The organism is Pseudodesulfovibrio thermohalotolerans (assembly GCF_021353295.2).
Lineage (GTDB): Bacteria > Desulfobacterota > Desulfovibrionia > Desulfovibrionales > Desulfovibrionaceae > Pseudodesulfovibrio > Pseudodesulfovibrio thermohalotolerans.
Map to the genome: position 1 here is coordinate 1,649,894 of NZ_CP120635.1, position 15,107 is coordinate 1,665,000.

Consider the following 15,107-nt stretch of genomic DNA (forward strand, 5'->3'; position numbering starts at 1 on the left):
CCTACTTGTCCTTGGGCGGGGTTTGCCCGCACGGTTTGGTGAAGTCGCACCATTTGCAGCGGTCTCCGGGCCGGGGTTCGAACCGGGAGGCCGTCAGCATATGCCGGATCAATGTCTGTACCAGTAGCGGGGCGATGTCGTCCACAGCCTCGTCCATTTCCTCTTCCGTCCATTTCCCAGGGAAAAGCAAACGCTCGTCGCCGTTTTCGGCCAGGTGGATCAACCCGGCGTTGACCGGGGATTCTCCTTCGGCCTCGGCGTAGAGGTGCAGGTAGGCCGGGAGCTGGATCGAGCGTACGCTGTCCGCCAGATCGGCAGCCAGATCGGGATCGATGTCGCCTTGAACGAACCCTTCCATGCGGTCCCGGAGTTCCATGTCCTGCCAGAAGCCCGCCTTGGGCATCGGCGCGCCGCCGGTCTTGTAGTCCAGAATGACGACGCCTTGTTCCCGCCGTTCCACCCGGTCGATGCGGCCTTTGAACGGAATCGTCCGGCCGTCGAGGGTGAGGGTCCAATCGAGAGGCTGCTCAAGGCCGAGCAGGGTGGCCGGTTTCTGTTTGCCCACAAATTGCTCCAGCCGGTAGCGGCCAGCTTCCATGAGGGCCGTGCGGGTGTCCAGGGGAAGCCTTGCATAGAGCGGCCCGGCCCGGAAGGACTCGCTGAAGGCGGCGAGCAGCGGGGCGGGGTCAAGGCCTGAGAGATTCTCGCCGGTGCCTACGTGAGGCTGGAGAAACTCCTTGAGCACGTCGTGGACCAGGGAGCCGAATTCACTGCGGTCCCCTTCCTCGTCCACGGCGTCGATGGGCCGTACGCCGGAAAGGTATTGGTAGAAGAACCGCTTGGGGCAATTCATGTACAGGTCCAGGCTCGACGGCGACACCCCCTTGTCGGACAGGCGTTCCTCAAGGGCTCGGCGTACTGTCTCGGTCACCTGGATCGCCGGGAGCCCGGAGGGCAGGGAACTGGCCGGGAAAGTGACGGTCCGGATGGCTTTGTCCTTTGCCGTCAGGAGGCGTTTTGCGGACAGTTCGCGTTCCCAGAGCAACTGTTCCACGAAGCGGCTGCGAACGGATTTCTGGTCGAGCAGGCCCGGCTGTACGCCGTTCTGGTAGTAGACGACCGCCTCTTTGGCGCCCATGAGCAGTCTGTAGAAGTTGTATCCAGAGACGTTGTCCCGCTCGCGGGCGTCGGGCAGGCCCAGGAGCTTGCGCAGGGGGTCCGGCAGGAGCGGGTCGAACGGGTTGGTGCCGGGCAGCCGCTCCTCTTCGGCGTCGAGGATGAACAGCCTGTCGAAATGGAGCAGGCGTGTTTCCAGTACGCCCAGGACCTGCAACCCGGTCAGGGGATCGGGCTCGAAGGATACGCGCTCCTGTTTGAGCATCCGCCGCAGAAAAGCGTGCAGGGTCGGCCGTCCGAACGGTTCGAAGCTCGTTTCAGCTCCCTTGAGCTGTGGAATCACGGAGTTGGTCAGCCGGAACAGGCATTCGGCGTCCATGAGATAGGTATGCCACAGTTTTTCGCCCCGCGCGTGGAGCATTCCGGCCAGTCCGGCCAGGGCTTCGCTCAGGTCCGCCAGTGTGCCGACTGATTCGAACGCGGAGAGGCATCGGTCGAGGATTTCCTTGAGCAGCGGTCCGGCCACGGTCTTGTCCACGTCCGCGAGGCCATTCTCGTCCCAGACTGGTTCCCAGCCCATGGGGTCGATGAATTTCTCGCCCCGGCGGATGACGGCTTCCCATAGGTGGAAGAGGGTGCGTAGCGGCTTGTCGTCGGGGCCGAGCAGCCGCAGGTAGGGGTGGCGGATGAGGGCGACGACGTCCTTCCAATAATAGCGGCCGTCCGGGGAGCGGTTCTCCTGGAGTACCAGCAGAGTCTCGACAAGCCGGGCCAGGGAGGTGCGTGCCAGGGGATAGCCCATGGAGATGTTCGGTTCCAACTCCGGATCGACCTCGGGCAACATATGCAGCACGGGCAGCAATGCGCCTTCGTCGGGCAGGACTATGGCGGTTCGGTCCAGGGACCCCTGTTCGCGGACGGCGCGCATGTCCTCATGCAGACCGGCAAGCTGCGAGTGGCGGTCGTAGCCTTCGCAAAAGCGGATGTCCGGGTTGCGGGGAGCGGTGTCCAGCCCCAGGGGGATTTCCGGGCGTACTCCCCAGCGGGAGAGCCAGGCGGTGTGCTCGGCTGTGGCCCAGTGGGGGCGGCCGCCTTCGGCCAGAGCCGGGTCGGAGTGCAGCACCGGGGTAAGGATGCCATGCTCCCAGATGTGTCTGAAGAGACGGTCCTCGGTTCCGCTGAGCGCGTAGAATCCGGCGGCCAGCACGGTCCTGTCGTTCAGCGTCGAAGCGACGTCGTCCAGTCGGCTGAGGACGAAACGGGCGGACAGCCCAGGCGTTGTCCAGCCCCTGGCGTCGAGCCGGGCGAGATATTCATGGTGGATGGCGCGCAACTGTTCAAGGAGCGCGGCGGCATAAGCCGAGACCTCGCCCTCCATGTACTCCAGGTCCTGCGGTTCCAGGTCCTGGCGAAGGAGATCGTCCATGAGCTTGGAGAGGAGAACGCCCCACGGCAGGAACGATTCGCGGTCAAGCTCCGGGAGACGAGAGAGAAGGCTGCCCTTGCGGCCGCTCAGGTCCGCGACGATCTGGTGGAGCATCTCCACGAGATCGAGCTGGTTGGCCCGTATGGGCGGGGTGGGCGAGAGGCGGCGGTGCAACTCGGAAACGAAGTCCGCAATGGAAGTCATCTCCGGCATGAACGCGGGCCGGGGCATGGCCGGGTGCGCGGCAAGCAGTGCCTTGAGATGACGGCGCGGGCGGTTGTGTGGAAAGAGAATGGTCAGTTTGCCGGGATTGTCGGACTCGGCGACCATGTCGGCCAGCACCGGCATGAAGTCGGTCTGCCAGGGGATCAGGATCAGGGGGTTCATCTAGGCGTCCCTCCCCACTTCGCGAATTTCCCGCTGGTCCAGGTAGACCAGGAAGCCGCGCGGCTCGCCATAGCCGCCCATGGCCGAGAGGATGTCCATGTATTCGCGGACCTGAACCTCGTTGTGCGGGTCCGGTCGGCCTGTCTTGAAGTCCACTATGACTGCCTCCTCGCCCAAGGCCAGCAAATCGAATCGTTTGAACTCGCCGCCCGGGGCCAGCACCTCGGGCTCGCGTGCGCCGATAGCCAGCCAGCCGCGCAGCCGTTCGTCGCCGAGCGCCCATTCGGCCATGGTCCGCAGGTCCGCGTCGAGTTTGTTCCGTTCCGCGTCGGACAGCGCGCCCAACTCGGGAAAGTCCTGTACCGCCAAGGCCATGGCCCGGTCGATGTCGGTGGCGGTGTCGGCAGTGACCGTCATGTGCTCCATGACCCGGTGGGCTACTTCGCCGCGCATACGTTCGTTGAAGAAATAGTCGTCCAGGTTGTGGCGGTAGACGCGAAGCCTGGGCAGCCAGCCCATGAGATCGGCCTCGCCCGATTCCGGGGCCAGCTCGCGCGGCTCGGGTCGGGGAGCGGTCTCCGAAGGGTGTGTTTCGGCCGGAGTGTTCCCCCGTTCGAATACGCCGTCGTCGTCCAGTTCCAGAAAGAGGTCCATGGCCTTGAGGGTGGCCGGGTTGGAGACCCTGCCCGCCTTTTCCGGGAAAAACCCGTAGAGTTCCTCCCGCGCCCTGGTCCAGGCCACGTAGAGGAGGTTGAGCTGTTCACGCACGGTGCGCCCCAGGCTTTCCTGATACGGCCGCCCCAGCTCCTTGCGCAGGGGCACGAGCAGGTTGTGCCCCTTGTGCTCGCGAACCACGTAGTTGCGGTCCGTGCCGGTTTTCCAGTGGTGGAAGGGGACGATGGTAACCGGGAACTCCAGGCCCTTGGCCTTGTGGATGGTCATGATGCGCACGGCGTCGATGTTTTCGGGCAGGGGCACCTTCTCCTGGTCGGATTTTTCTTCCCAGTATTCCAGGAAGGCGGACAGGGAGCCGTAGCCGTTTTCTTCGGCCAGGTGGATGACTTCGAGGAAGCGGCGCACGTACAGCTCGGTTTCGGGGTGCCTTTCCAGCACACGGAAGACGCGCACGGCCTCCATGGCAAGATCGTAGGGGGTCATCAGGCCGGATTGGTTGTAGAAAGGCTCGATGAGCCGCCGCCACTGGTCGGGAAAGTCCTCGCGGAACTGGACGCCCAGGGGCTTTTTCCGAGGACGGACGAGCCAGTCCAGCAGCTCGGTCTCGGGCAGCCCGGATTCGGCCAGGAAAAGCTCTTTTCCGCCGATGAAGGCCAGGAAGGCGGCGTCGTCGCGGGGAAAGTCGAGGAAACCGAGAAACCCGGCCAACTGCCGCACCACGGGATGGCGGTCCAGTTGCAGGGAGTTTTCGGTAATGACCGGAATGTTTTTTTGCACCAGCAGGTCGCAGATCAGCGAGGCATGGGGGTGGGAGCGGACCAGGATGCCGATGTCCCGGTAGCTGCGTCGTGCGGTCAGGTCGTCCATGAGCGCGTCGAGCCGTTCCAGGGTCTGCTCCTCGATGTCGCCGGAGCTGCCGCCGGGCAACCGTTCCATGCGCACGTAGCCGCCGGTATCGAGGTGCATGTCCGGCAGGGATTGGGAGCAATCCTTGAAGCTGCGCATGAGCTCTTCGGCGAACTCGGCGCGGAATGAGGCATCGGCGTCGGGCAGGACGCGTTCCGCCAGGTCGGCGGTCTGGTCCGGGTCTTCGAGATTGGAGAAAAAGTCGTTGTTGAACTCGACCACGTTGCGGTGGCTGCGCCAGTTGTCCGGTAGGTTTTCGGACTCGGCGTCTTCGGCGAGCCCCGCCACCTCGGGCTGGGTCATGACTTCGTCGAACAGGGCCGAATCGCCGCCGCGCCAGCCGTAGATGGCCTGCTTGACGTCGCCCACGAAGAAGAGGCTGCCGCCCTTGGCCAGGCATTCCCCGGCCAGCGGGATGATGGCCTGCCACTGGTCGCGGTTGGTGTCCTGAAATTCGTCCACCAGCAGATGGTGCAACCGGCAGCCGAGTCGGCAATACGCCTCGGACACGGCGCCGCCGTCCGCCAGCAGCTCTATGACGTGTCCGGCCACTCCGGAGTTGAGGACCGTCCCCCGTTTGCGTTGCAATTCTTCCAGGCCGTTTTCGAGCCGCAGGGCGATTTCTATGGCCGGGGCCAGAAAATAGGCTCCGGCCAGGGTGGCGTGAGCGAGGCGGTAGTCGGCCCACTTGTCCTGAAGACGGGCGTAGAAGGATTCGGTTCGTTCATCCACCAACCCCTTGCCTTTGGCCAGGACGCAGTCCGCCGCGCTTCCCTTGTGGATGGAGGTGGAGTCAGGGACGGGATCGAACAGGTCCATGTCCAGGCATTTGGCCAGAAAATCCTTGAAATATTTGTTCAGCGGCAGGCCGATCTCTTCGGCGTGGGCGGTCATGGCGTCCACGGAGCGTTTGAAGGAATCGTAATCCTCGACCAGCAGGTCGGCGATGGCCTTCTGGTCCGTGAGCAGGTGGTACGCCTGAGTCTCCAGACAGCCGGTCAATTCGCGCAGCCGGTCGCGGACCGTGTCCTGGACCCAGAAACCGTTGCGCCTTTCTTGGCGGATGAGGGTACGGACCGCGTCGTCAAGAAGGGCGGCCGAGGGCTCGTCCGTTTCGCACAGGGCCAGGAAATGGTCGAAGATCGCGTCGAACAGCTCGCGTTCGTCGAAGACGATTTCGAAATCGGGGCGCACTCCGAATTCCAGGGCGAAGAGGCGAAGCAGGAGGGTCAGCAGCGAGTCGATGGTCCGAATGTTCAGCCGGTGGTAGCGGCGCAGGATCGCGCCCACCGTGCGCCGGGCCGTGTCCCGTGAACAGGCCGGGTCCTTGTCGAGGCCCAGGGCGATGGTTTTGAGGCCGCCGACGATTCGTTCCTTCATCTCGGCGGCCGCCTTGTTGGTGAAGGTCACGGCCATGATTTCGGGCCAGGAATAGCCCCGGCCGGGACGGTTGGCGCACACGAAGGTCGCTTCGTCACCGGCCGCGTCCAGCAGGGCCAGGAAGCGGCGGGTAAGCTGGTAGGTCTTGCCCGAGCCCGCCGACGCCTTGACCTGTTTCAGTTCAGACATGTTTTATCCTTCGTTCCTGGCGGTTCTTCCGGCTTGCTGGCCGGACAGCACTACCAGGAGCACCGCAATGATAATGAGGGAAGACCCCGCGTACCCGAGCAGGGAAAATTGCTCGCCGAACAGGAAGAAGGCGAGCACTGCGGCCACCAGGGGTTCGAAAGTGGCTATCACCGAGGCATGGGTCGCGTCCATGCGCTTCAGGCCTGCGTAATATACTGAGAACGCGCCGTAGGAGGTGACCAGGGCCATGCCGAGCAAGAGCAGCCAGGTCTCCGCCGATTTGGGCGTGAAGTCGATGAACGGCAGGAGCAGGAGCGCGCCGAAAGGCAGGGCGTACACGAAAATGGTCGGCGTGGGGTAGCGGTGGAGGAACTTCTTTCCGAAGATGTAGTACAGGGCATAGGTGAATCCTGAGAGCAACCCGGCGGACAGGCCGAAGACATTCAGTTCGATGGTCGCCCCGCTCATGAGCTTGGGACCGAGGCTGATGCAGGTCACACCGAGGACGGTCATTGCCACGCAGGCCGTCTTGACCAGGGTGAGTTCCTCCTTGAGGACCACTCTTGAGAGCAGGGCCACCCAGGCGGGGGCCGTGTAGAGGAGCACGGCGGCCATGGCCATGCCCACGTCTCGGATGGCGATCTGGTAGGCTCCGTAGAACAGGGTCACGCAGATGACTCCGAATCCGAGCAGGGCGGGCAAATCGTTGCGGTGGGCCTTGAGTTGTCCGGCCGCGGCCGCATGGATAAGAAAGAAGACCCAGCCGAACATGGCGCGCCAGAAGGCGATTTCCAGGGCGCTTACGCCCGCGTTCAGGATGAACTTGGTGAATACGCCGATCAGCCCCCACATGAAGGCGGCGGCCATGACATAGAGAAATCCGGCCATGGCTACAATTCTACCAGGATTCCGATCCCGGCTTCGGCGGCGCGTTCGTAGACCAGTGCGGCGGTCATGACGTCGTGGGTGGCGATGCCCATGAGCACGGCCCCGCGGCGGCCTTCGCGCACGGCTTCCCTTTGGCCCGCGCAGAGTTCGCACATGTCTGCGTCGATCTCTTCGGGGCCGGGGTAGCCGTTTTGGAAATAGATGCCCTGTTTTTGGGTCCAGACGTATTGGTTGCGGTTGTCGCAGGTGAAGTGCGCGCCTCGGAATACCTTCTCGTCCACGCAGGCGTCGTAGTCCACGGCGATCACCATGCAGTCATCCTTGAGCCACTTCCAGCGCACGGCCCGCTCGGGCGATTCGACGATGGGCGTGCAGGTGATGAGCACGTCCGTGTCCCTGACCGCCGTTTCCAGGTCGGTATGGGCGGAAAAGACCGCATCTGGGAGTTTTGGGCCCATGTCGTCGATGAACCGCTGCGTCGCGGCTTCGAAAATGTCGTGGCAACGGACGTCCTTCAGCTTGGGAAAGACCTCCTTCATGGCGAGGAGGTTGACACGGCCCTGCACTCCCGTGCCCACGATGGTCACCGAGGTGGTTTCGGGATTGCCGAAGCGGCGGGCGTATACGCCGGATGCCGCGCCCGTGCGCCATGCCGTGATCCAGGCCGCGTCCATGACCGCCTGGGGCAGGCCGGTTTCCGGATCGTTCAGGAGCATGATGCCGGAGATGTAGGGTAGGCCCCTGGCCGGATTAGGCGGGTAGCCGGAAACGCATTTGACTCCGGCCCGGTCGATGTCGCCGCCGAGGCAGCAGGGCATGGCGTGGATGAAGCAGTCCTCGCGCGGGTGGATGCCGATCTTGGCGGGCATCTCTCCCTCTCCGCGGCCCAGCGCGGCAAAGCCGGTCTCCACAGCGTCCATCACTTCGGTCATGGTGATGCCCAGACTGTCGATTTCCCTAGCCGATATCCAGCGTACTTCCGTGCTCATTCCGTTTCCTTTGCGAGGCTGTCCGTTGAATTGAATCCTTACGCCAGAATGCTTCAAATTCCTTGTCGATGCAACCGGAAACCCTTGCCGGGGAAGGTGGTTGCGCGTATGGTTGACCTATGATTTTCGAGGGGACGTTCAGTATCGACGCATCCGGTGACGGCAACCGTCTGGACCGGGCTCTCGAAGCGTTCTTGCCCGATTCCGGGCTACGCCTCAGGCGTCGTCTGTGCGACGAAGGGCGCGTGTTGGTGGACGGCCGGGCCAGGAAGCCCGGTTACAGGGTACGAATCGGACAAGTGGTGGAAATAAGGGAAGTGCGGGAGATGACGAAAGCCAGAGAATTGGGCTTGAAGATAGTCGAGCGGAAAGGCGGATTCGCCGCCGTCAACAAACCGGGCGGCGTGCATTCGGCAATTATCCCAGGCGGAAGCGAACCCTGCGCCGAAGCCGCTCTGGCCGGTCTTTTCCCAGGCGAAAATCCGGTGTTGCTCAATCGGCTGGACTGCCTGACTTCCGGGCTGCTTCTGGTGGCCCTGACCCCCGAGGCGCGTGAGGCCTACCTCGAATACGAGGACGACGGCGCCATCAGGAAGTTCTATCTGGCCCGCATCAAGGGGCGGCTTGACGGCATCGTCTCCGTTCACAACAGGCTGGACACTGACAATCGCAAGAAAACCCGCGTCCTGGCCGAGACGGACCCGGATTCCCGCCGCTGGACCGGCGTTACCGCCCTGTCTCACGACAATGCGGCCGACACCTCTCTCGTGCGCTGTCTCATAATGAAAGGTGCGCGCCATCAGATCAGGGCGCATTTGGCGTCCATCGGGCATCCCATCGTAGGTGATCCCCTCTACGGCGAGGGAGATTCCCCGCGCGGCCTGATGCTTCAGCACCAACGCATCGACATGCCTGGTTTTCAGGCAGAGATCGTTCCGCTTTTCTGATTCTCGTCAAGGATTGCTTCTATAGTGGGTGAAGAGGCTCTCAAGCTCTCCCGATGTCCGCATCTGCCTGACCTTTCGTTCCACCATATCCCGTAGCGCTTCCCCGTTCGGGCAGCGCGGCGAAAAGGCTATTCTGTTGTAGAACTTGGCCACAGGCTCCGGGTCCACCCGGATCTTGTCGGTTAGGCCTTCTCTTTGTGATATGTACTGGAAGGGCAGGGAGCCGACGAGCATGGCTGTCACGCGGTCGTTGAGCAGACATTCCAGGTTGGCGTATTGAGTCACGGTTGAGTTGTTCCCGGTGTTCATGACTATGCGGGAGGGGTCCCGCTCGTGTGTGTCCAGGTAGGCGTCGACTTCCGGGTTGCCGGTCCGGAATCCCTTTGGGATGGAAAAGCGGATGCCTTCGAGGGATTTCACTCCTCGGTAACGCCAGGGACAGTCGGTCAGGGTGGCGAACCGAAGCTCGTTAACCATTTCCAGGTTGCGGACGTAGATGAAATTGTCTGATTGTGCCGAGTTCACATAACTAATTACATCGTATCGGCCGTCCAGAGTATCGCGGACGGCACGGATATACGGCATGTCGTGAAATACCAGGCGGTAGCCGGCCCCTTTGAATGACCTGCGTAGAATTTCGTGCATGATGCCGTCGTGCGGGGCCTTGTCCGGGCCGCAGGCCAGCGGGCAGTATGTGGACGTGGCCACATTGATGACGTCTTCCGCATGAGCCAAGGGCGCGAGCAGCAGGAAGACCAGTGTCAGGCAGGCTCGGCATCTCATGAAGGCATATTCCTCTTGTCGGCAGTTTATAACAGAAGGGCCGAAAGAGAAATGCCAAAAAAGAACGACCCGGCTTCCTTGGGGAGGCCGGGTCGTTTCGTTTCGCTGTTTTTCGCGTTATTTCTTGTTGTTGAGGGCTTCCTGCAGCTTGGCGCCGAGCAGGCCCATGGAGCCGGTGTCGGTTTTGCGCTTCGGAGCGAAATCTTTCCAGTCACCGTCGTCGCGGGTGTCGCCGGTGGTCAGGGAAATCTTGCGTTCCTTGGCCTTTACTTCGCCAACGACCACTTCCACGGTGTCACCGGCATGGAGTTTCTCGAATGCGGAGGGGTTTTCGGAGCGGGCAAGGACGGACTTGGGCAGCAGGCCGGTGATGCCCGGTTCGAGCTGGATGAAAATGCCGAACTGTTCCTGCTTCTCAACCACGCCCTCGACTTTCATGCCTGCGGAGTAGCGCTCGGCCACTTCAGCCCACGGGTCACCCTCGGCGTCCTTCATGGAAAGGCTGATGCGCCGCTTGTCCATGTCGATGGATTTGATCTTGACCGAGACCGAGTCGCCTTCCTTGACCATGTCGGAAGGTTTGTTCACGCGCTTGGTGTAGCTCATCTCGGAGATGTGGACCAGACCGTCCACGCCGGGAGCTATTTCCACGAACGCACCGAAGTCGGCCAGTCGAACAACTTTGCCGGAGACGATATCGCCCACGGCGAAGGTGGCGGACAGGGTATCCCAGGGATTCTGTGCCAGTTCCTTCATGGACAGGGATATCTTGAGCCTTCCCTTGTCGTCGTGCTCCAGGCGGGTGATTTTGGCCCGAACCTTCTGGCCGACGGAGACGGCTTCCTCGGGATGGCTCACGCGGCTGTATCCGAACTGGGATATGTGAACCAGTCCCTCCAGGCCGGGCATGATTTCGACGAACGCGCCGAATGCGGCCAGTCGGGTAACGGTGCCCTCGACCTCGTCGCCAACCTTGGTTTCGTCCACAAACGTCTGGGCGGACTCGGCGGCCTCGCGCTCCAACAGAACCCGGCGGGAGACAACGATGTTGCGGCCGTGGCTTTCCAGCTTGGTGACGATAAATTCCAGAGTCTGGCCCACGTATTCCTCGGGATTGTCCACGAAGCGGGCATCGATCTGGCTGACGGGGCAGAAAGCCCGGCGCTGCAGGATGGTCACGTTGAAGCCGCCCTTGCAGGTGGACTCCACCTTGCCTTCAACGGGCAGACCGCCCCTCTTGGCCTCTTCGAGCATGGCCAAGCCGCCTACGCCGGAGATGGCGCGGGACAGCTTGATGCCGCCGGAGTCCTTGCCGACGACATACAGTTCTACGGTGTCGCCTTCGGCTACGGTGCAGTTGCCTTCTTCGTCCAGCAGCTCCTCGCGGTCGACAACGCCGTCCAGCTTGGTGCCGGTGTCGACGAAGACGGAGTTTTCGCCTACCTGGATGACGGTGCCGGACACCTTGTCACCCACCGACAGGTCATCCCCGCCGCCTTCGCTGTACTGTTCGAACAGTTCGGCGAAGGACTCTTCGCCTTCTTCCACGCCATTACGCTCTTTGAATTCTTCGGACACGTCGTCTCTACCGTTTTGGTAAAAGGGTTAAGTGAGCAGGGCCTTGGCGAAGTCCTTGCCGTCGAAGGGACGGAGGTCTTCCATTTTTTCGCCTAGCCCCACGAAGGTGATCGGAAGCTTGTTCTGCAGGGTCACGGCGACCACCACGCCGCCCTTTGCCGTGCCGTCCAGCTTCGTCAGGATGATTTCGTCCACGCCCACGGCCTCGTTGAACAGCTTGGTCTGGCTGAGCGCGTTCTGGCCGGTAGTAGCGTCGATGACCAGGATGTTGCGGTGGGGCGCGCCTTCGTGTTTCTTGCCGACCACTCGTTTGATCTTGGTCAGCTCCTCCATGAGGTTGGCCTTGGTGTGCAGTCGTCCGGCCGTATCAAGGAGCAGCAGGTCATATCCCTCGGCGACGGCCTTGTCCATTGCTTCATAGGCCACTGCGGCGGGGTCGGAACCCTCGGCCTTTGCATAGAAGCCGGTGCCCAGGCGGTCGGCCCAGACCCGCAGTTGGTCGATGGCGGCCGCTCGGAAGGTGTCGCCTGCGGCTATGAGCACCTTGCGCCCCTGCATCTGGGCGCGGTAGGCCAGCTTCGCTATGGTCGTGGTCTTGCCCACGCCGTTGACGCCGATCATCATCAGCACCTCGGGCGGGTTCACGGCCTCGATGCGGCGGGGCACCTTGAAGATGTCTTCCAGCTCTTCGCGCAGGATGCCCTTGAAATCCTCGGGATTGTCGGTCCCGGCCTTTCGGGCGCGGGTCTTGAGGTTGGTCATGAGCTGCTCTGCGGCTTCCATGCCCACGTCGGCCATGATGAGAATTTCCTCAAATGCCTCCCAGAATTCATCGTTCAGGGAAGAGTGGGTGGAGAGCAGGGTGTCGATGCGCTTGGTGATCTGTTCGCGGGTCTTGGAAATGCCTTCGGAGAGCTTGAGGAACAGACGGTCGCGTTCGTCTTCCTCGTCTTCCAGGTCCAGCGCCAGGGCGAGCCTGTATTGCAGTTCGGATTTGAAGTCGGGGACGGCTTCGTAGCCCATGTCGTCCAGCCAGGCTTCGAACTTGCTGATAAACTCTTGAGCTTCGGCATCCGGTGCGCCCAGGGCCTTGAACAGGAAAGCCAGCCGATCCCACAGGGATTGTCCCTTATGGTCCACGCCTTCCACAATGATGTTCAGCCATTGGGAGAGCTTGGGTTCGGCCTGGCGAAGGGCCAGAGTCAGGCCCGCCTGCCAGTCTTCGGTGGGTGTCGGAGCGGCGTCGGATGCGTCTTGGGTCGGAGGAGTTGCCGCAACAGGGGCGGGTTCCGTGGCGATTACGGGGGCGGGCTCGGCCTTGGCCGGTTCGTCGAGTTCGATCCCGACTTCCCGCTTGTATTCGTCCAAGGCTTGTTGGGCCGCGTCCTCCGGGCTTGCCCACGCCTTTTTCAGTCTGCTAAAAAATCCCATCAGGGCCTCTTCTAATGATAACGTTGTCAGTTCGGGCGTAGTTAATAGCCTACCTCAGTTGTGGTGGCAATAGAGGATATTGTGTCCCGCGTATTGCCATTACGCGGCCAAGGGGCTAAGAGCGAGAAAAAAATTCACCCAAAGGATGAATAAATGAAACGAACCAAGATAATTGACGCATTGAACGCTCAGGCCCCGATGAAGGAAATCTGCATCAAGGGGTGGGTCCGTTCCAAACGCGACAACAAAGGATTTTCCTTTTTGGCGTTGAACGACGGTTCCTGTCTGGGCACCATCCAGGTAGTGGTGGACCATACTCCCGAGATTGAGGCCGCCCTTGCCCGGACCGGCACCGGCGCGTCCGTGGCCATTTTGGGCGAACTGGTGGAATCTCCGGGCCAGGGGCAGAAGTGGGAGGTTCGGGGCAAATCCCTTGAGGTCATCGGCGAAGCCGACCAGGAAACCTTCCCCTTGCAGAAGAAACGCCATTCCGACGAGTTCCTCCGCTCCATCGCTCATCTGCGTCCCCGGACCAACAAATACGGGGCCATGTTCCGGATGCGCTCCCGTCTGGCCCAGGCCGTGCACAAATTCTTCGCCGACAAGGGCTTCTTCTACATCCATACGCCGATCATCACCGGCTCCGACTGTGAGGGAGCGGGCGAGATGTTCCGGGTGACTTCCCTGGAGGCGGGGAGCAAGGAGCCTGTGGAGAACGACTTTTTCGGACAGCCATCCAACCTGACCGTTTCCGGTCAGCTCTCGGTGGAGATGTTCGCCCTGTCCCTTGGCGACTGCTATACCTTTGGTCCCACCTTCCGGGCTGAGAATTCCAACACCCCGCGTCATGCCGCCGAATTCTGGATGATCGAGCCCGAGATAGTGTTTGCCGATCTGCAGGATGACATGGATCTGGGCGAGGAGATGATAAAGTATCTGGTTGGGCACATGCTCGACCAGTGCGCCGAGGATGTGGAGCTGTTCGCCAAGTGGGTGGACAAGACTCTGATGCCCACGCTTGAGACCATACTCAAGGAGCCCTTCGAACGGGTGCCATACACCGAGGCCATCAATATATTGAAGAAGACGAAGAAGAAGTTCGAGTACCCTGTGGAGTGGGGTATGGACCTTCAGACCGAACATGAGCGGTTTCTTTGCGAGGAGAAGTTCAAGAAGCCGGTCTATGTCTATGATTACCCCAAGACCATCAAGCCGTTCTATATGCGCATGAACGAGGATGACCGGACCGTGGCGGCCATGGATTGTCTTGTGCCCCGTATCGGCGAGATCATAGGCGGCAGCCAACGCGAGGAGCGTATGGATGTGCTCACCGCCCGTATGGCCGAGATGGGACTCAACCAGGAAGAGTATTGGTGGTACCTTGATTCGCGAAGGTACGGCACTGCGCCTCACGCCGGATTTGGCATGGGGTTTGAGCGTATGCTCATGCTCGTAACGGGCGTGCATAACATTCGAGACGTCATTCCATTCCCCCGGACACCCAAGAGTCTCGACTTCTAGGTTATAGTAATATCAGCGCCGAAGGCCCGACGGAATCCCGTCGGGCCTTTTGCGTTAAGGGAAGAGGTCCCCATTTGGAGGCGCAAGAGGGCTTTTGGATGTATGAAATGATTGTGGTGGGGAGAATGAGAAGGAGGAGAGTTGGTAGGCAGGCAAGGGATGATCGTACGCTTTAGAAAGAGACACAAGCGTGCTTGTGTGAAATTGCTGTTTTTTGTGTTTTTAAATTATGGATTTATTTCAGCTGATTGCAGAAAGTAGTGAGGAGAGATTGAAAAAAAAAGGAAAAACCGCTTGACCTCTGATGTGGATTCACCTAGAACCTCTTTCGCCGCACGGGGAAGCCCGACAGGACGCCTCGGCGGCTCGTTCTTTCTCAAATATAATGAATGGTTGATCGCATTTTGATTTTTGAAAAACTTTCAAAAAGTGGTTGACGGCTGATCTGGAAAAATCTAGATTGTAATTTCCCGCACCGCGCGGGTCGTTCATTGAGAAGCAAGACATAGTTGGTCTTTGACAATTAAATAGCGAGTTGAGCAAAATAGATCACGAATAATCACAGCCCGTTTAATACGAGTTTAGATTGAGTGATCAACATTCTCCAAGTTTATCAACTGGAGAGTTTGATCCTGGCTCAGATTGAACGCTGGCGGCGTGCTTAACACATGCAAGTCGAGCGAGAAAGCTCTCTTCGGAGAGTGAGTAGAGCGGCGCACGGGTGAGTAACGCGTGGATAATCTGCCCTGAAGATCGGGATAACAGTTGGAAACGGCTGCTAATACCGTATAATCTGCATATTTAGCTTTATGTGGGAAAGGTGGCCTCTATTTATAAGCTACCACTTTTGGATGAGTCCGCGTCTCATTAGCTTGTTGGTGGGGTAATGGC

9 protein-coding genes and 1 rRNA gene (1 of these 10 cut by a window edge) are annotated in these 15,107 nt (G+C 60.7%); 3 read left to right on the top strand and 7 right to left on the bottom strand.

Annotated features, from left to right (window positions below):
- Position 1: 1 nt before the first annotated feature.
- Genes LF599_RS07745 through LF599_RS07760 form a run of 4 tightly spaced genes read right to left on the bottom strand, consistent with a single transcriptional unit; the run spans position 2 to position 7,956 of the window.
- Positions 2 to 2,929: a PD-(D/E)XK nuclease family protein gene (locus LF599_RS07745; RefSeq protein WP_279522891.1), complete on the bottom strand. Its 2,928-nt coding sequence runs from the start codon at positions 2,927 to 2,929 to the stop codon at positions 2 to 4.
- Positions 2,930 to 6,079 (bottom strand): UvrD-helicase domain-containing protein, encoded by a 3,150-nt coding sequence (locus LF599_RS07750; protein WP_279522892.1) that lies wholly within the window; start codon positions 6,077 to 6,079, stop codon positions 2,930 to 2,932. It abuts the gene before it with no gap.
- A 3-nt stretch (positions 6,080 to 6,082) separates the two neighbouring features.
- Entirely contained in the window at positions 6,083 to 6,967 is an 885-nt protein-coding gene (locus LF599_RS07755; protein WP_269943319.1) for a DMT family transporter, read from the bottom strand.
- A 2-nt stretch (positions 6,968 to 6,969) separates the two neighbouring features.
- Complete coding sequence (locus LF599_RS07760) at positions 6,970 to 7,956, bottom strand: ornithine cyclodeaminase family protein (protein ID WP_279522893.1); 987 nt, start codon at positions 7,954 to 7,956, stop codon at positions 6,970 to 6,972.
- A 119-nt stretch (positions 7,957 to 8,075) separates the two neighbouring features.
- On the opposite strand from LF599_RS07760, the gene LF599_RS07765 reads away from it, so the two are divergent.
- Positions 8,076 to 8,903 carry an RluA family pseudouridine synthase gene (locus tag LF599_RS07765; protein WP_279522894.1) on the top strand — a complete coding sequence of 276 codons (828 nt, stop codon included), beginning with the start codon at positions 8,076 to 8,078 and terminating at the stop codon, positions 8,901 to 8,903.
- A gap of 6 nt (positions 8,904 to 8,909) precedes the next feature.
- On the opposite strand, the gene LF599_RS07770 is transcribed toward LF599_RS07765, so the two are convergent.
- From LF599_RS07770 to ftsY, 3 genes are all read right to left on the bottom strand, one after another.
- Positions 8,910 to 9,686: a substrate-binding periplasmic protein gene (locus tag LF599_RS07770; protein WP_269943142.1), complete on the bottom strand. Its 777-nt coding sequence runs from the start codon at positions 9,684 to 9,686 to the stop codon at positions 8,910 to 8,912.
- A 117-nt stretch (positions 9,687 to 9,803) separates the two neighbouring features.
- Positions 9,804 to 11,264 (bottom strand): 30S ribosomal protein S1, encoded by a 1,461-nt coding sequence (locus tag LF599_RS07775; RefSeq protein ID WP_279522895.1) that lies wholly within the window; start codon positions 11,262 to 11,264, stop codon positions 9,804 to 9,806.
- A gap of 27 nt (positions 11,265 to 11,291) precedes the next feature.
- A complete protein-coding gene (gene ftsY / locus LF599_RS07780) occupies positions 11,292 to 12,695 on the bottom strand; it encodes a signal recognition particle-docking protein FtsY (protein ID WP_279522896.1) in 1,404 nt (467 codons plus the stop codon).
- A gap of 153 nt (positions 12,696 to 12,848) precedes the next feature.
- Between ftsY and asnS the strand changes: the two genes are divergently transcribed.
- Together asnS and LF599_RS07790 are read left to right on the top strand one after the other, a co-directional pair.
- Positions 12,849 to 14,216: an asparagine--tRNA ligase gene (gene asnS / locus LF599_RS07785; RefSeq protein ID WP_279522897.1), complete on the top strand. Its 1,368-nt coding sequence runs from the start codon at positions 12,849 to 12,851 to the stop codon at positions 14,214 to 14,216.
- A gap of 614 nt (positions 14,217 to 14,830) precedes the next feature.
- Positions 14,831 to 15,107, top strand: a 16S ribosomal RNA gene (locus tag LF599_RS07790) (it continues 1,276 nt past the right edge of the window).